This is a genomic window from Planomonospora sp. ID67723 (genome assembly GCF_015711605.1).
In the GTDB taxonomy this organism is placed as follows: Bacteria; Actinomycetota; Actinomycetes; order Streptosporangiales; family Streptosporangiaceae; genus Planomonospora_A.
In genome coordinates, this window is record NZ_JABTEZ010000004.1 from 350619 (window position 1) to 369124 (window position 18506).

Annotated in this window: 6 protein-coding genes and 4 pseudogenes; 6 read left to right on the forward strand and 4 right to left on the reverse strand. The window is 64.4% G+C overall.

Annotation, left to right across the window (positions count from 1 at the left end):
* Positions 1 to 9: 9 nt before the first annotated feature.
* Complete coding sequence (locus tag HS041_RS28280) at positions 10 to 2097, reverse strand: ISAzo13 family transposase (protein ID WP_196443878.1); 2088 nt, start codon at positions 2095 to 2097, stop codon at positions 10 to 12.
* Positions 2098 to 2147: 50 nt separating this feature from the next.
* Between HS041_RS28280 and HS041_RS38735 the strand changes: the two are divergent.
* From HS041_RS38735 to HS041_RS28300, 5 genes and pseudogenes are all read left to right on the forward strand, one after another.
* Positions 2148 to 2702: pseudogene (locus HS041_RS38735) on the forward strand (transposase); the annotation flags it as partial.
* A gap of 68 nt (positions 2703 to 2770) precedes the next feature.
* Positions 2771 to 3493: pseudogene (locus tag HS041_RS28285) on the forward strand (MFS transporter); the annotation flags it as partial.
* Positions 3494 to 3724: 231 nt separating this feature from the next.
* A pseudogene (locus HS041_RS28290) lies at positions 3725 to 4108 on the forward strand (transposase); the annotation flags it as partial.
* A gap of 127 nt (positions 4109 to 4235) precedes the next feature.
* Entirely contained in the window at positions 4236 to 5570 is a 1335-nt protein-coding gene (locus HS041_RS28295) for an ISL3 family transposase (RefSeq protein ID WP_196443880.1), read from the forward strand.
* A 12-nt stretch (positions 5571 to 5582) separates the two neighbouring features.
* Positions 5583 to 5705: pseudogene (locus tag HS041_RS28300) on the forward strand (IS5/IS1182 family transposase); the annotation flags it as partial.
* A 600-nt stretch (positions 5706 to 6305) separates the two neighbouring features.
* Here the strand turns inward: HS041_RS28300 and HS041_RS28305 are convergent.
* Positions 6306 to 6857, reverse strand: a complete 552-nt coding sequence (locus tag HS041_RS28305) for a hypothetical protein (protein WP_196443881.1) — start codon at positions 6855 to 6857, stop codon at positions 6306 to 6308.
* A 159-nt stretch (positions 6858 to 7016) separates the two neighbouring features.
* Between HS041_RS28305 and HS041_RS28310 the strand changes: the two genes are divergently transcribed.
* Positions 7017 to 7898 (forward strand): hypothetical protein, encoded by an 882-nt coding sequence (locus tag HS041_RS28310; protein ID WP_196443882.1) that lies wholly within the window; start codon positions 7017 to 7019, stop codon positions 7896 to 7898.
* 1022 nt (positions 7899 to 8920) lie between these two features.
* Here HS041_RS28310 and HS041_RS28315 read toward each other — a convergent pair.
* Positions 8921 to 9424, reverse strand: a complete 504-nt coding sequence (locus HS041_RS28315; RefSeq protein WP_196443883.1) for an Imm26 family immunity protein — start codon at positions 9422 to 9424, stop codon at positions 8921 to 8923.
* A 15-nt stretch (positions 9425 to 9439) separates the two neighbouring features.
* The gene (locus tag HS041_RS28320) at positions 9440 to 18451 is read right to left on the reverse strand and encodes a LamG-like jellyroll fold domain-containing protein (protein WP_196443884.1); all 9012 of its coding nucleotides are present in this window, start codon (positions 18449 to 18451) and stop codon (positions 9440 to 9442) included.
* Positions 18452 to 18506: the final 55 nt, after the last annotated feature.

The window sequence follows — 18506 nt, forward strand, 5'->3', positions numbered from 1 at the left end:
TGTGAAAATTCAACCTGGCGTTTCGTCGCCGGGAGTACTGGTGACGAACGCAAGAACGTCTGCAGCCGTGGCGAAGTGACGGGTGGCTGGTTCGGGCAGATATCCGTCTTGTTTGAGCAGGGGAAGGACGTCATCGACGGCGTTGCGGATGGTGCCGCGGCTGACGCCGAACAGATCGGCCAGGGTCTGTTGGTTGCATAGGCGGCGTTGGGCCAGGACGGTGGCCAGTATGCGGTCGATGTCGGTGATCTTCTGTGGGAAGACGCCACGGCGCGTTCCCGGTCGTCGGTCGCCGCCGCGGCGGTGGTGGCGGCGCTGTTCGAGGAGGGCCTGGTAGGGAATGACGAGCCGTTCGGCCAGGGCGTGGAAGTCGCGGAGAGGCATGCCGGTCAGCTGCGGGTGAGTCAGCGCCTGGAAGATGTGCATCTGACTGGTGACCGCGCCGTGGTCGAGCCAGTCACGTAGATCCTGGGCCTGGGAGAAGTAGTGCGTCGTCTGGCCCAGCGTGATCTTCTGTTCGTCCATGAGGGCGCGGGTTTCCCGGATCGCCTCGCCGATGGTGACAGCGTTGGTGCCGAGCAGAGTGGCCAGGACTTTCTGCGGGCAGACCTGACGCAGGTAGATGACGGTGACCAGGACACGGTCGGCATGGGTCAGCAGAGGCCGGCCGTGGTTGCCCGGAGCCTTGAGGCGTCGGCGGCCGCGTGTCTGGAACTTGCGCTGCTCGGCCTGGGCCGCTTGCGCGGGCGCCAGCAGACCGCACAAGGCATCCAGATCTTCGCGGGTCATGCCGGTCAGCCGGGGATCGGCCAGCATGGCCAAGGTGCGGGTGCGCGACTGTTCCCGCTCGTCGGTGCTCAGGGCGGTGCTGCCGGGGCCGGTGGGCGCGATGGTGTAGTTCCAGGTTCCCCGGTGCTCATGGGCGCTGATCGGCAGTGAGCGGAGGTAGTCGCGGCTGACGGAGATTCCGGTCGGGTAGGCGCCGGTGTCCAGCTCGGCATGCACGCGCAGCCCGGTGCGGGTGCGGGTGGCCGCGATGCTGTTCACCACGACTTCGTGGCTGGTCAGTGGCCTGCCTCGCCAGTTGAGGGTGATGTGGGAGAACAGCCGGTGCTCGATCTTGTTCCACTTGGAGGTGCCGGGCGGGAAGTGGCAGGCGGTCACCGTCAGGCCGGTCTCGGCGGCGAACGCCGCCAGTTCGGCCTTCCAGAGCCGGTAGCGGTAGCTGTTGGAACCGCCGCAGTCCGCAGTGATCAGCAAGCGGTCGGCGCTGGGGTAGTCGAGGTGTCCGCGTGCGCGCCACCAGCGGCGGATCGACTCCACCGCGAAGACGGAGGTGTCATGGTCGGTGCCCACGTTCACCCAGCCGGAATCGCGGGTCAAATCGTAGATGCCGAACGGAATGGCCACCTCAACGTCCGGGCCAATGAAGTAGAAGCTGTGGTCCTCCACCTGCACCGGATCACCCTTCGGGCGCCACTGCCGCCCCGGGTTCGGCAACTGCCCGAGCTGCTCCTTCTTCTTGGCGTCGATGCTGATCACCGGCTGGCCGGCCGTCTGGTGCTGCTTGACTTGCTCGTTGAGGTACCGGAACTGGACATCGCGATCAGGATGTTGGGTGCCCTCCAGGGTCTTGGCGTTGGCCTGAAGGCTGAAGCCCTGGCCGCGTAACAGCCGGCCCACGGTTGGCGCGGAGACAGGATGGCCTTGCCGGGTCAGTTCCTCGGCCAGGTTCCGCAGAGATTTGGTCGTCCAGCGTAGTGGTGAGGTCGGATCGCCGCGCTCGTCCGGCTCCACCAGTGTCAACAGGGCGGTGATCAGGTTGGGATCGAGAGCTTCGGCCAGCTTGCGGCCGCCTCCGGCCCGTCGCACCCGGCCATCGGGCAGAGGCTCTTCACCCGCTTCCAGTTCGGCCACCCCAGCGCGAACCGTCGTCTCCGAAACTCCCGCCACGGCCGCCACCAGCCGAACCCCGCCATGCCCGAGCAACCGCGCTTCTTGACCGAGCAGCAGGCGCCGCTGACGCTCATTGAGATGCGGCAGCAACACCGCACACCGTGCCGCGAGTTGCTCGTGAACCTCGCTGGAGATCGCCATACCACTTCAACGAGTCCATGATCAGAAAGCGACGCCTTATTTCTTGACGACTTCACAAATGCCGCAATGTGCTCTCGAAGGTCAGTGCCGGAGACCAGGCCACCATCAAGGCCGCCTTCTGGGACATCTTCGATCTCAGCGGCCTGCAGGAGGGCGACGACAAGGAGATCGAACCGGGTCAGGGCCTGGTCACCTGCATCCAGGCCCGCATCGACGCCTTCGCCGACACTTGGGGCGGGCGCTATCCGGCGGCGGTCAAGAGCCTGCTGACCGACCGCGCCGCGCTGACGACCTACCTGCGCTTCCCGGTCGAGCACCACAAGCGCATCCGCCACTCCAACTTCATCGAGCGCACCTTCGGCGAGACCCGCCGCCGGGTCAAGGTCATCGGCCGCCTCCCCGGCGAGACCTCCTGCGTCAGCCTGGTCTGGGCGGTGCTGGACCGCGCCTCCCGCGGCTGGCGCGGCTGGCGCGGCTTCACCATGACCTCCAAGGGCCTGCGCACCCTGCAAGACCTGCGCCGCGCCCTGCTTGCCCCGCCCAGCCGGATCCACCCGACAACCACCCCGGCCACCGACTCGACACCCGAAACAGCAGCCGCTTAAGATCAGCCCACGGCACCTACCTCGTCGAGCCTTTTACACCGCTCCGAGGACGCGACCTCGGGGGAGTCCTCGCCGCCTTCGCACTTCCCGCACTGGCAACGGCCTTCGGCTGGCGGTCGACGCTCCTAGCCGGTGCGCTCGTCGCACTGTCAGGCGCCGTCGCCTTCATAGGCTTCTATCGGCGCCCACCGGGCCAACGCCCCATACCGACCACATCCCGCGTGCGGCTGGAACTGCTCCGCGAACCGTACATGAAGAAGATCATCTTGTCCGGTGCGAGCATGGTGTCGGTGCACAGCGGCGTGGGCGTCCTCACCGTGCTGTACCTGCACGAGGTTACGTCCATGGACTCCGCCCCGGCGGCCCTGGTCTACGTCGCGGTCCAGTGCGCGGGTGCGCTGGGCCGTATCTGCCTGGCGGCCTGGAGCGACCGCCACAGATCCGGCCGCTACGCCTGCGTCCTGACCTGCCTGACCGCCGTGATCATCGGGATGACGGCGTTGACGACCCCCATCGGCCGATCCCCCGTCGCAGCCTGCCTGCTCTTCATCTGGCTCGGCTTCTTCGGAATCGGCTGGTATGGCCCCTGGGTCGCCTACGCCGCCGAATCGGCGCCGCCGGCCCACACCGGCTTCACCCTCGGCCTGGCCATGGCCGTCAACCAGGTGGCGGTCATCCTGGCACCACCCGTGCTCGGCCTGCTCACCGACCTGACCGACAGCTTCACTCCCGCCTGGGCCCTGCTCGCCGCGCTGACCGCTGCCGGCATGACGGCGACAGCCCGGCTGTGACCAGTTCGGACGGCAGCCGCTGTAGACCTCGGACGGCGGCCGGCGTCTCCGCGAACGCCGCCGCCACGACGGGGTCGTTGTGCAGAAGATGCGCCAGGCGCTGCAGCGCGTGCGCCACCACGTTTTCGACCCGAAGCCCCTCCGGCGTTGGGCTCGCCGGAGCGGGAACCCCTGGCGAGCCGGTAGTCGATCACTTCCTGGACGGACTGCGAGCACTGGGAAACGATCATCATGTGTCCGGGAAGCGATCATCGAACCCTCGGATTCGCACAGCTCAGCCGTACTTGTGAACGCCCCGGCAAGAGCGGGGCGAAGATCCATATGATCATCGAGCGGACCGGTCTGCCGATCTCCGTGGCGATCTCGGCGGCCAATGTCCATGACAGCCTGGCCGTCGAGCCGCTGGTACGCGCCATCCCGCCGACCCGTTCCCGGCGCGGGCGGCGTCGACGCCGCCCGGCCAAGCTGCACGGCGACAAGGGATACGACTACCCGGGCGTGCGGCGTTTCCTGCGGCAGCGCGGCATCACCCCGCACATCGCGCGGCGCGCTGTGGAGTCCAGCCAGCGCCTGGGCCGCCATCGGTGGGTGATCGAGCGCACCATCGCGGCTCTTCGAACTTAGCCGGGGTCCGAACACTCACCGGGCTGTTCGGGGCTGAGATCGCATCTTGAGGGAGCCCGCGGCTCTCCTTGATCATTCCTGTTGTCTAGGCAAGAACGACAACAGAAGAGCCGCGAGCATGGTCAACGATACGACCCGGCTGCTGGGCCTGGAGGGCCTGGCCGTCGTCGACGTCATCACAGCACGTCAGGACGGAAATGAGTACGGACAAGGGCCGATCGTGCATCTGGTCACCGCCGACGAGACCGCCCGGGCCTGCCCCGAGTGCGGGACGCCGGCGGCCCGGGTCAAGGAGTGGGTGACCACCCGCCCACGTGATCTGCCGGTCGCGGGCCGCCGCTGTGACCTGCGCTGGCGTAAACGCCGCTGGTACTGCGACGAGTCGCCCTGCCCGCGCGGGACGTTCACCGAGCACGTCGCCCAGGTCCCGGCCCGGGCCCGGCTGACGGTGCGATTACGCCAGGCCGCTGGGGCGGCGGTCGCCGACGGCGGGAGGACGATCGTGCAGTCGGCTCGTGACCATGGCATGTCCTGGCCGGTGGCCTGTGCGGCGTTCACCGCGCACGCCGCCCGCGTCCTGCCCGATCAGCCCGCCCCCGTCACGGTGCTGGGGATCGATGAGATCCGCCGTGGCCGGCCTCGCTGGAGCTGGGATGAGACCACCGACACCTGGCAGACTGTCGTGGACCGCTGGCATGTCGGCTTCGTCGACATCTCGGGCGGGCAAGGGCTGCTCGGTCAGGTCGAAGGCCGTACCAGCGCCGCCGTCACCGGCTGGCTCGGCGAGCGCGGCCAGGCATGGCGCGATGGCGTGGCCTTCGTCGCGATCGACATGTGCACCATCTTCAAGTCCGCGGTCCGGGCGGTGTTACCGCAGGCCAGGCTGGTGGTCGACCACTTCCATATCGTGCAGTTGGCCAACGCCGCCGTCACCGAGGTCCGCCGCCGCGTCACCGTCCAGGTGCGGGGTTGGCGCGGGCGCAAGGGCAACCGGGAATGGGAGCTGCGCAACCGGCTGACCCGCTCGGCCGCCCGGATGCACGGCGCGCAGCTTGATCCGATGGTCGATGACCTGGCGGCGCTGCCGAAGCGGATCGGTGTGCCGATCCTGGCCGCGTGGAACGCCAAGGAAGACCTGCTCGACCTGCTCGCGCTGGCCCGCACGCACCCCGATCGCACGCTCATCGCCGAGCGGCTGTTTCGCTTCTACGACCGATGCGCGGCCTCCGGCCTGCCCGAGCTCCACCGCTTGGCGAGCACGGTCGAGACCTGGTGGCTCGAGATCCTCGCGTTCATCCAGACCGGCGTCACCAACGCCGGCTCCGAGGGCACCAACCGAGTGATCAAGACGGTCGCCCGAGACGCCTACGGTTTCCGCAATCCGGAAAACCAGCGTCTACGCACCCGCTGCGCCACCACCCGACGAAGCCGCGGATGCCTCAACCCCGCTTAACTTCGAAGAGCCACCATCGCCTGGCTGAGCGGATGCCGTCGGCTACATCGCCGCTACGAGCGCCGCGCGGACCACTTCGCGTCCTTCGTCGCGCTGGCTGCCGCTCTCATTTGCTACCGCCGACTCACCAAATGAGTCACGCTCTCAGTAGCTCGTCGGCATCAAGCACAGCTCAGCGTGACGTGGCGGGACGTTCCGTCGCCACCGAATCTGCGACAGAGCCGCTGTTTGTACATTCCCCCGCTGCAGCGCTTATCCATGAGCTGCCAGCGTTCTCGCATAGGCATTTACTATTAGCAGTATTCTTCCGACATGAATATTCAACACGAATATTCAACATGAACGCCTGTCGACCGTTATACCCCTGAGCTTTTGAAGCACCACGAGGTCAGCCAGGGAAAGAAGCTAGCCGCACGATAACCACGAGTCCCAACACAAGAGATGCGGCCCGCATTGACATTGCACGCGCTAGAGTCATGGAAAGCATATTCATACTAATAGCGAAATAGAAAATTAATCGCGCCACAAGGAGGGCGTCAGGATCAACACCTATAGGCTCGCCGGTGTTCCAGCTGTAATCGTATACATTGACAACGAAGCCCGCAAGAGCGATAAGCGCGCTCAGCGAAAAAAATAGCAGCCAAGTCGCCGTGCCCGCTACATGCCACGCTCTCCAATTAGAAGCGCCCTTCGAGACACGATTATCCTCGCCTTGATTGACCATAAGTCTTCCCCCTACTTTCCACCAAGGATTTCTGTCACTATAGGCTTGGCTGCCATAAAGTCCCGCGCATAACGTTGAGCCTTGGCAGACTTCCAGCCCTCCAGTCCTCCATTATAGACCGCCGCGATCCACCTTGCCTCCCCATCACCCCAATGACCACCTCCCATATACTTATGTAGCATAGATATATAAGACGCAACAATAAATAGATTCGATGCAGGATTCTTTAGCGTGTAGAGGATATTGCCAATATCGCGCTCATCCTTCAATCGATGGTAACCAAGGACTTGCGCAGCAAGTATGACCTGCATAGAAACGTGTCCGAACGAAGTCGCCAGAGCGGCATCCACCCCATCAAACATCATCCTCTTCACGAACGCAGCGTCATCGATCGATGGCGGATCGCCGCCTACCTCATTGAACGCAATACCAGCCAAGATCCAACCCGGGACCCGAAAGTAAGCAGGCTGTGGCAGTGCGTGGAGGAACACCTCCCAGGCAGGCCGGAAGAGCTCACGCGGCAGCAACGGCAGCGGATCGCCGGGGTGGGCCTGCTCGAGCATCCCGCCTCCGGGTACGGGCCTGCGGGCGTGCTGGAAAGCCAGGTACCTCCCCGCCTCGGCGGCCAGCGGCACCGAGCACAACAAGATGAGTACGCATACTCAGCCGGAACTGGGGACGCATGGCCCCACTCATGCAGCTTCCTGCCCGATTATCCATATATGAGAACAATGACGTCCTGGGCCGTCACCGGCCGGGGCGCCCTGATCGGCGCCGCCGTCGGGACGGTGGAGGGTGCGATCTGGTGGCATGCCGAGGGCATCGCCGTCATCCACCTGTTGCTGATCCTGCTCGTGCCCGTGCCGTTGGGCACGATGCTGGCCGCAGGCACCCGGTTGCCCCGTTGGTGGGCGAGCGCGCTGGCCGGGCCGCTCGCCTTCGCGGCCCTGGTGCAGACGCTGAACGCGCTCATCCCCAGCCATTCCCCTCCCGAGCTGCCCAAGGTGTTCTACGCGCTCCCGTTCGTCCTCGCCGGGGTGATCGGTTATGCGGCGGTGGCCTGGATCGCCGCCGGTCGCGGTTCGCGGTGGCCGAGGATCGCGGCGGCCGCGGCGCTCTGCGTCCTCGTTGCCGTCATCCTCCAGGGACGGGCCGCGATCGCCGACTGGCACAAGGAGCGGGCGATAGCAGGCCTGGACCTCACTCTCCTCGGACTCGACGCGCGCACCTACCAGTCCAACGGGTCCATCCTCTGGCAGGACCACGCAGAGGAGGACCTGCCCACCGGCCTCACCGCGTGGTACGAACTCCGCAGCACCGCCGGGAGCGCCGATATCAGGTCCATCGACGTCATGCTCATTCCCGCGTCCTGGGGCAGTACGGAGGAGCTGTGCACGCGGCCGTCCGCCGCCGCATCCCGCCAGACCTGCCGGCTGCTTTCCGGCAACCTCTGGCTACGCGCCGACGAGTACGGGCAGGTCTCTGTGACCGCCCAGCGGCAGGACACATTGATCGAGGTCAGCGCCCCGTCCGAGGCCGAGGCACTCACAGCCCTGGCCGACCTGCGCCCGGTGAGCGCGCAGACCGTGGCGAGCTACCGCTGACCACCGGAGCTGTCTGGCGATCTGCGCGAGCGGCCGGGTTGACGAGCGCACCAGCGCCACAGCGTCAGCCCGGAACTCCGCCGGGTAGTTGAACGTCCCCGACGTGGACACCTTGAGACCTGAACCATTCCATGGTTCAGGTCTCAAGGTGTCCACGTCCAAGGTGGAAGTCCCGGTGACGTAGGCCGCTCCGGTCTTGACCGCGAACATCATCTCCCGCAGGCTCGAGCGGAGCGTGTGCCGGTAGGGCGAGCTGACTGCCGTGCGCCGCCGGTGGCGCGTGTCAGGATGTAGCCGCCGCGATAGCGGCTGATCGTGCACTCCTTGAGCGTTTTCATCGTGGGTAGAGGCTTTGTCCAGCAAGTTGAAGGCGCGGATCACCTGCACGGCCATAAAGGACGATCACCGGGTAGGTGTGCTCTCGCGGAGCCGGCCACCACTATCGACGAGCAGAACAGTCTGAGGGCCTCCCGCCCCGCAGGACCGGCCGTTGGGATAGATCATCCTCGGCCTGACATCGATCCGCTGCTTCAGCAGGGGCTCACCGTGGGCATCCAGCAGGGACAAGCTCACCTGCACCGGTCGCTCCGGCAGTTCCGGCACCTCGCCCATGACATGCCGATCGCCGGAGGAGGCGGCCGCCCCATCACTGGCGGGGTAAAGGACAACCTGCTCCGGTATGTGGCAGGTGCCATCCCAGCACACCTTCATGCGCACGCTGTCCACCCGCTGAGCGAGTGGGGCCTGGATGGTCACCGCCACCCCGACCGAGACGCCTATCAGCGTGCATCGGCGCGTGAACGTGGCTCCGTCCTTGATTGACTGGCTTCGACAACCGCCGATCATCAGGGGTCGCGTTTGCCGTTCCCTGTTCCGGGGAGCCCTCAACTAATCGCACGTGTCAGAGGCACGCCCGTCTCACCAACGGAGAACACATCGGCCCTGGCCTCACGCCTGTCGCAGCCCTTCCCCATCCGGAGACTCACTCCAGCAGCACGGTTCCTGCACCTCACTAAGAAACCTCAATAATCTTCTGGCCCTGCGATCACAGGCAACCCCAGAGCCTCTCCTATCTCTTCGCTAATTCCATAGTAGCTAGCCAAACCAAAAGAGCCACATGGCTCAATCTTTTTCTCTACAAGGCACCCCATCTCATCTACATATCTATCAAAAGGAACATCCCAGAAGCAGTGCTTCTCCAAGACATCCCTTTGGGTTAAGGGGATATTCTCTAGTACTTGAAAATACCCCATCGTCCATGGCCTCCGATTCGTGAAGAGCGGCGGAATAAGGAACGATCGCACATCTATAGACTGAAGGTCGATCCGCTTTTCAGAGTTTTCGAAGGCGTAGATATATATGAGACATGCCGAGCTAGTGAGTGGATGATCTTCGGGCATGGAAGGAGATATAACGCGCCCGAAAAAGTATCCACGAGTTTTTATGGAGAAGGTGAATAGGTCTCCAGGGGCTAGGGCTTTTCGTGATCTACCAAGTACTTCGAAGTGAATTTTTTCGCCATGCATTTCTATCCCTACTCTCTAGAGAAGGTGTGGCGCATTGCTTCTGAGCCACCGGACTCCCCAGTTTACCATATTCTGATAATATGGATGCTTCGGCGATATGCTGTTAATTTTATTTGTCAAATTAAAGCGACCGCCCCCCATCATGTGTCTATGGATTACTGCTTGCTCGATCGCACGCGCCTCTCCACGGGTAAGCCCGTTCGCGATAGCTCTCATCGTGAATCTTGCCCCGTGCTGCTGAGAACGTTTCGCAAAATTCTTGGTAATTCCCACATAGATTATATTTCCTGAGGCATCATACCCCACATAAACCGTATTGTTTCTAAATCCTGCGGCAAGCTTTGAGGTCGCCTTAAGGAGATTTCCCAGTCGGGCAGCAGCAGATCCGAATCCCATCTCCTTTATCGCATACGGATCCTCCTGGCCGATACTGTTTTTTGCTGCCCAGGTATCTCCGCACCATGTCTTATTGTGGACGCAAACATAAAGGTGGAGATATGCCTGCCCTTCGGGGGTTGCCCACCCGGAGCATCGGATTCTTTTATAACAGAGATGATCCTTTGCGTTTTTTACTGCCTTTGCAAACGCATGGGCGGAGGGCGGAAAGAGAAGGTCGCCGTTAAGTGACACCGAGAGGGGCATCCGGCACTGCTCTACACCCCATTTTTTCTCACAGGCGTTGAGTTTCCTAGGCGGAGGGGCTGTGGCCAGCTTGGCGAAAAATCCGCCCGCCTTCACCTTGGGATTCTTTCCTATTATTATTATCCAGAGCGCATTATTGTATTCGTCGGCCGCATTCCTATCGTATCCTTCAATGTATTTTGCTCGCTGCTTTTTTGTGGCACGCCAGTAGCCATCAGGTGCCGGATCTCCAGTGGTGAGGTATCCAATTCGGCGTGCCTCTTCCTCTGAAAGCTCCGGAATCCATCCTCTCCCTCCGAAGTTCGCTTCATGCCAAGCGAGGTCTTCCTCAGTAGTGCCGTGGAAACGAAGGTCTGCGGGAGTTGGGTCCCATGAATACAGGCACGACTCGTCACACACGCCACTGTATTCCCGAGGACGATCATCACTAATGGTGTTGATCATTTCGTGGCCGGTGGGGTCGGTTCCGGTCAGCGGGGAGGCGTTGGCGTAGGTGTAGCGGTTGGCCTGCACCGACGGGTTGGGGTCGAGGGTCCAGTCGTCGCGGGAGGTGAAGGCGCCGGTGCCGGGCTGATACCAGCGGGCGTGCATGTTGACCTTGCCGGTGTCCGGGTCGGTGTACTCCCCCTGATAACCCATCGATCGCTTGCTGCCGGAGGTGTGGGTGACCTGGCCAAACGGATCGTAGGCGGTGGAATCGACCAGGGCGGTGCCGGAGAAGGTCGCGACCACATCGCCGTGCAGGTCGTTCATCACGCCCAGCGCGGGGCTACCGCCTTCGTGCATGCTCAGCAACCCACCGGCCACATCACGGCCGTACGTGGCCTGAACCGCACCGACACCGTCGGCGATGACGCTGATGTCATTGCTGAGGCCCGAATAGGTGAAGCGCTGCTGAGCGGTGCCCTTGGTGCGCGAGGTCATCCGGCCCAGGGCGTCGTAGCCGTAACTGGTCTCGCCGTCGGTGATGAGCCGGTCGAAGGCGTCGAAGACCAGATTTTTCGTGGTGCCGCCGGTGGTCTCGGTGGCCAGGGTGCCGCGCGGGCTGTAGGTGTAGTCGACACCGGCGCCGGAGGTCAGCCGGTTGCGTTCGTCGTAGGTGAAGGTTGTGTCTCCGGCCTTGATGCGGTTGCCGGATTCGTCCCAGGCGTAGTCGACGCTCTTGCCGTCGGGGCCGGTCCAGGAAGTCAGGCGTCCGGCGTGGTCGTAGCCGTAGCTGTTGCTGCCGGCTCCGGCGGTGCCGGAGGTGGTCTTGGAGGTGAGCCGGTCGTCCTTGTCCCACCCATAGACGATCTTCGCCAGCTCAGCCCCGCCGCTGCCAGTCAGAGTGTGGGAGGTGGGCCGGTCGACCGCGTCATAGGCGAAGGTATGAATGTTGATGGGGTTGGCGGAGGTCTGGCTGGTGAGCCGGTCGGCCTTGTCGTAGCCGTAGGTCCACGTGCGCCCGGTCACCGGGTCGCTGGCGGTGGCCAGGCGGCTGCCGTTATCCCAGGTGAAGTTCGCCGTACCCGTGGGATCGACGCGCTGGGTCGGGTTGCCCAGAGCGTCGTAGGCGTAGGTGGCGACCTGGGCGGCGGCCTTGGACAGCTTGGTCAGCAAGCCTCGGTCGTTGTACTCCAGGCCGTAGTCGCCAATCGCGCTGGGCCGGCCGGCCGCGTCGTAGCCATAGGTGCGCTGCGGGGTCTCCACCGCGGCGCCGCTTCCGCGCTCGCTGACTGTGCGGCCCAGGTGGTCGAAGGTGCGGTCAATACGCACCCCGCCCGGCTGCAGCGTGGCGGTGTTGTTGCTGGCCGCGTCGTAGATCTGGGTCCAGGTACGGTCGGCGGCGTTCGGGTGCGCGGTCGTGGATGGTTCGATGAGGGATTCGACCAAGCCCAGGCTGTTGTAGCTGGTCCAGGTGGCATTACCGCGACCGTCGGTCAGGCGGGTGCGCGCACCGACTGCGTCGTAGCCGAACGTCGTGGTGATCGACTTGTCGGCCGAGACCGGTTCGATGAGTGCGGTCATCCGGCCTAACGCGTCAAATTCTTGGCGTGTGACATGTCCCTCAGCCGAGGTGCTGTGGGTGAGGTTGCCAGCTGGGTCGTAGCCGAAACCGACGTTGCGCACGGTCGCGCCGGCCGCGTCGAGGTCCTTGGCGGCGATCTTCCGGCCAGCCAGGTCATAAGTGATCTCGGTAACGTTGCCCAGCGGGTCGGTGACCTTCGTTTCACGACCGACCGCGTCGTAGGCGTGACTGGTGGTGTTGCCGTTCGGATCAGTGATGGCGGTGACCTGACCAGCAGCGTTGACCGCGTAGCTGGTGATCTTACCGCCGGGCGCAACGGCCTTGGTGAGATTGCCCGCGGTGTCGTAGGTCAGCGTGGTGGTCAGCGCCGCCGTGGTGGGCCTGCGCTCGATCACGGTCTGGGTGATAGTGCGGCCCAGGTCGTCGTAGGTGGCCTCGCTGCGGGCGCCGGTCGGATCGATCACGGCGAGCTGCTCGCCCACCAGGTCGAACTCGGCTACCCGCGCCCCACCCGGACCCGAAGGCCCCGGTTCGGTGATGCGCACCGGACGGCTCAGCGCGTCGTATTCGGTCGTGGTGGTGTACCCGCGGGGGTCGGTAACACTGATCTGACGCCCGGCCGCGTCATAACCGTAAACGGTCTTCGGAATCATCGTCGCGGTCAGGCCACGTACCTGGTCGGCGGTTAGGGCCTTGTCGTAGGCGCGGACCTCGTCGATGGTGCCGCGGAAGGAGTGCTGGTAGGAGCCGTCGAACTTGGTGCGGCCGATCAGCAGGCCGCCGGTGGCGTTCCAGGTGCTGGTGTAGTCGGTCTCAGCGACCAGCTCACCGTCTTCATACAGCCGCAGCTTACGCGCCTGGGCGTCGTAGACACCGGTCAGGTGCGTCCAGGCGTTGAGCCTGGCCTCCCGAGAGGAGACGGCCTTGGTCTCGGTGGAACCGGCGGCGTCGGTTCCATAAGCCGCGATCCGCCACTTCTTGTCGCCGGAGGAGTAGGCCAGCTTGAAAGCGCTGTTGACCGCGCCGTCCTGGCTGAGGACCGCCGAGGACAGATCGCCCCGGGTGAGTTTGACCCAGGCACTCACCGTGTAGCTGGCATCGGTGGCCAGCACCGGAGCCGAGGTCACTGCATGCGTGCCGGCGTCGAAGGTGACGCCCTGGCCGATCTTGCCCTCGCCCCGGACCACCGGACCGGCCAACGTCGCGGCACGGCCACGCCCGGAGGAGTCGGTCAGCTGGTTTCCGGAGCCTTCCTCCATCTTCCACGAACCGACCCTGCCGTCTGCGGCAGGCTTGGGGGTGGTGATGAGGGTGCGGATCTGGTCGGCGGGTAGGGCCTTGTCGTAGGCGCGGACCTCGTCGATGGTGCCGCGGAAGGAGTGCTGGTAGGAGCCGTCGAACTTGGTGCGGCCGATCAGCAGGCCGCCGGTGGCGTTCCAGGTGCTGGTGTAGTCGGTCTCAGCGACCAGCTCACCGTCTTCATACAGCCGCAGCTTACGCGCCTGGGCGTCGTAGACACCGGTCAGGTGCGTCCAGGCGTTGAGCCTGGCCTCCCGAGAGGAGACGGCCTTGGTCTCGGTGGAACCGGCGGCGTCGGTTCCATAAGCCGCGATCCGCCACTTCTTGTCGCCGGAGGAGTAGGCCAGCTTGAAAGCGCTGTTGACCGCGCCGTCCTGGCTGAGGACCGCCGAGGACAGATCGCCCCGGGTGAGTTTGACCCAGGCACTCACCGTGTAGCTGGCATCGGTGGCCAGCACCGGAGCCGAGGTCACCGCGTGCGTGCCGGCGTCGAAGGTGACGCCCTGGCCGATCTTGCCCTCACCCCGGACCACCGGCCCGGCCAACGTCGCAGTACGGCCACGCCCGGAGGAGTCGGTCAGCTCGGTTCCGGAGCCTTCCTCCATCTTCCACGAACCAACCTCCCCGCCGATCGGGCCGGAGCCAGAGTCGAGATCCGGAACGGTGTACGGCGTCCCGGTTGTTGAGGTCAGTCGGCCAGCCTTGTCGAACGTCGAGGTGAGCAGGCGTCCTTCGGCATCCACAGTGTGGGTGGCCAGGCCGATGTTGTTGTAGCCATAGCGGACGGTCGGTCGGCCAGCCGTGGCCGATCCGTTCTTTTCGATCTTCACCTGCGGTGCGGTGCTCTCCACCAGGCGGCCCACCAGGTCATAACGCATCGTGGTGGTGAAGTCGCCAGCCTCAGCGCCATCGGCGTTGCCACGCGGGTCGGTCTGCTTGACCAGCAGACCACGCTCGTCATAGGTCCAAATGGAAGTCAGGTCGGTGTCGCCATTGTCGATACTTTGGCGGATGACCTGACCCAAAGCGTTGTAGGCGTAATTGGTGGATTCCACTCGGTTGCTGTCAGTGCCGGTGAATGCCTCTGTGGTGATGTTGCCGACTGCGTCGTGGGTGTAGGCGGTCTTACGCCTGAGCTCGGCTGAGTCAAATGTGGTCGACCTCATCAACCCAGCCGCGTCGTAGACATAATCAGTGGTGGCCTTGCCTCCCCCAGTAACTTGCTTGGTCAGATTGCCGGCCGCGTCGTATGTGTTGGATTCAAGCACCACGTCGGTCGGCGTGGTGGAGCCGTTTAGCCGCACCTCGTCAGCGATTGCCTGGGACAGACGGTTGTCAGCGAAGTAGGTGTAGGAGGTCTTGCGGCCCATCGCGTCAGCTTTGGTGGCCAGTCGGCCTGCGGGGTCGTAGGCATAGGACTCCAGTACCACATCGCGAGCGGTCTGTGGGGCGACTGGGCTGCCGGTCCAATTCTTGATCGTGGTAGAGGCAGGTTCGCCGCGTTTGGTATAAGCAAAAGTGTGAAGTGTGCCCATTGGGTCGGTCGCCGAGGTAAGCGCACCGGTGATATCCCACGTGGAGGTGACCACGCTTCCTTCGGGGTCAGTCACCGACTTGACTCGGCCAGCCGCGTCGTAGGTATAGGCGGTTGTCTGAGCGGGGTCACCACCGGTCAGATCTGCAACAGTCTCGGTGAGTCTGTTGCCATCGGCGTCATAGGTATAAGTGGTCTTGGTGGTGTGAGTGATGCCGGTGATCTCGTTCTTCACGTCGGGATCGGTCTGGGCCAGCAAGCGGCCACTACCGTCGTAGGTGAAGGTGGAGGTAACCCCATCGGGGTAAGCTTCGGAAATCTCCGTGCGGGAGATCACTCGGCCCAGCGCGTCATGAGTGAATGTGCTCTTCAGCCCGGCCGGGGTGATCTGCTCAGTCAGGTCACCAGAGGCGGTGTAGCGGTAGGTGGTCTCATCGCCACGGGCGTTCTTCTGCGACTTCAGCAGACCGGCTGGCATGGTCCCCTCACCGACGGCGGGCTCGGTTCCGTCAGTGTAGGTGGAGATAGCGGATCGTCCCTCGGGGAAGTCTGGCGTGGCCGGAGTGGTCACCTTCGCGAGATCACCGCGAGTGGTGTAGTCGAAGGCGGTGGCATAGGTGGTGTCGCTGGCACTAGTCGAGCGGGCATCCCGACTGACGGTCACTTTGTCGTTGCGCGGATCGAACTCGTCGTCCTTATTGAGGTAGAACGACTGACGGGTGATCTGACAATTTCCTACCGTTCGGCAGGTAGTAACTGCGATTACGTTACCGCGTGCATCGTTGACCTGTTCGGTGACGTTGCCGTTAGGATCAGTGATCTTGGAGAGGAAGCCACCAGTGTCATAGTCAAACTTCGTGGTCTTGCCGAGCTGGTCGGTTTGGCTTGCCAGCCGATAGCCGCGCCAGGCATCGTGCACAGACGTCAACGTGTTGACGTTGGGGTCGGTGACCTTCACCGTCGACATGCCCGTTTCGGCTGAGTACACCGGAGCGCTGAGCTGCCAGGTGCCGCCGTGAGCATCGGTGTGGCTGGCGAGCCGGTCGGTGGCGGCGTTGTAGGTGTTGGCTGCCCAGATGCGGCCCGACGGCAGCGTGATCTTCGTGAGCTTGTACGGCACTGCGGCCCGCGCTGCATAGTGGGCCTGCGCCTCCTCAATCGCCAGCGGCTTGGCATACAGCGCGACCTCGTCGATCTGACCGTTGAAGGCGAATGAGCCCGAAGCGGGAGCCGATGGCCAGGTACCGAAAATCGTGCCGGTGCCGACCGTGGCAGTGCTCGGCCAGCCAGCGACAGGGATGCCGATCAAAACGCCGGCCTGCTGACCGTCCAGGTACATCCGCTGCTCGGTCTCGGTCAGTGTGAGCACCACATGGTGCCAGGCACCGTCGGTGACCGTAGCCGTGGAGGTGATCGGTGCGATTGGCGTCGAGCCCTGCACCTTGCGCAGCTGTCCGCGCAGGCGGCCGTCGTTGCCGACATACAGCAGACCCGCGGCGCCGCCGATGGCCAGCACAGTGCCTGGCCCAGTGGTCTTGAACCAGGTCTCGAAGGAGGCGGCACCCTGTAGCCGGGCCAGGCTGTCGGGCGGCAAGGTCAGCTTGGCGCCGCCGCTGAAGGTGGCCGCGGTGTCCCCAGTACCGGCCAGTGCACCTGGCTGGGCCAGCGTCACCGATGAATAGGCAGCCGGCCCTTCGCTCCAACCGGAGTCGGCCGCGGTGGTTTCGGAGGTCTCATTCAGCCGCCAGTAGCCCAGCGCGTCCGAATCCAGCACGCTGCTGCGATACAGCGAGCCGTCGCCGTAGCCGAAGGTGGTGCAGGTCGGCGTGGCCGTCGGCGTGCACACCTTGACCAGCTGGTCACCTTGGTAGGTGTAGTTCCAGGTGAGCGTCTGGCCGTCCACCGGCGGGGTGGAGACCGAGGCCACATGCGCGCCGTTCCAGGTGAAGGTCAGGTACCGGCCGCCCGGCGCGCTGACCTTGCTCAGCTTGCCGTCAGCGGCGTGTTCCAACTCGATGCTGCGGTTGTAGGCGTCGGTGACCTTGGTCAACCGGCCTTGGGTGTCGAACCCATACGAGGTGGAGGACTTGTCCATCAGTCGCCAGCCCGCGGGCACCATGGTCTGGGGGCATGCTGCGGGCACTTCGGTGGAGCAGGGAGCCGGCTGCAGCACTTCCACCAAGGTGGCGTACATGCCCGGCGGCGGCTGGAAGGTGCCGTCGCCGTTGTCGGCGAACCGCACCTGGCGGCCGTCGGGGTAGGTCACCAGCAGCGTCTTGACCGCCCCGGCCGTCTCGGGGCGGATCTTCATGTCGAACCGGGTCGACCAGCCCGCGCCGAACAGCCCGTCTTTGCGCGGGTCCATGCTGTTGTAGGAGCGCACGATCGACAGCGGCGGCCCGGCACTGGCCACCGTCGCGTCGGTGAAGGTGGTGGTGTAGTTGCCGGTGAGCTGGTGAAACTCCTGGCCGTTGGCGCCGCGGGCGGCCAGTTGCGAGGTGATGGCCGGCTGGCGCACCCCGGTGGTGAACGATTGCCTGCCGGAGTCAGCGGTCAGGTTGTTGGAGGTGTCTCTGACCGATACCGTCCACCAGTACTGCTTACTCCACGCCAGAGTCTTGGTCTCCGGCACCCGCCAGCTGTTGACGTTGTTACCGAGTTCTCCGGAGGAGAAGCAGCCGTCTCCGGACATCTGCTCGGTGTCACACACCGTGAAGGTGAATCGGACCGCGTAACTGCCCTCGTTGCTCCATCCACCTGCCACCAGCAGGGGGGTACGGGAGTCGACCAGCATCTGGTCGGTGGGGAACGTCTTCGACAGGGTCGGGGCCTTCGGCGCTGGCGGGGGCGGAGTGGACGGGGGCGGGCACGGCCCGCCATCACTCCAGTAGCCACCCCATCCGCCTCCGGGCCACTGGCCGATGGCCTCCTTCATCGCTGTCCACACACGGTCTTTGTAGGTCACCACCGACCCCGGCGGATACAAGGTCATGGAGTCGAAATAGCGATACCGGTCGCAGTAGTTCTCGATCAGGGCGTTGCCGGCGTTGACTGATCCCGTGTTGGTAGCGAAAGACGCTTGCCGTACGGCGGGTTGCTTCGGCGCGGCAGCGGTGTCGGTGGCAGAGGCGCGGGAAGATGCGTTGCGGATGAGCGGCTGCTTCGACGGCGTGCGGCGCACCGACGCCGGCTCAGCCGGTTGTGTCGGCTCGCTGTTGTTGCCGGCTTTACCCGCGTTCTCATCGATCAGGCGCTGTTCCGGTGCCAGGGCGTTCTTGGGAGGCCGGGCATCCTGCTTGGCCTCCGGCATCGGCACCGTGGTCGTGGTGGCCTTGGCATCCACCAGCGACGGCAGGTTCGCCGCCGATCCGGTCAACTGGTCAGGGGTGTCCACCGGCGCTGTGGCCCGTGTGATCGACAATCCATCGGCGCTCACCGCAGGCGCATGCATCGTCAACAGGCCCGGCGTCAGGGCGACGGTCAACGCCGCCGTCAGCCAGGTCGTGCGACCCGCCGAACGTGACCAGGACAAACTGCGGCGCATATGCCGTCACCTTTCGCATCAACCAGCGTGACGACCAGCGCCTTGCGGGCCGCCT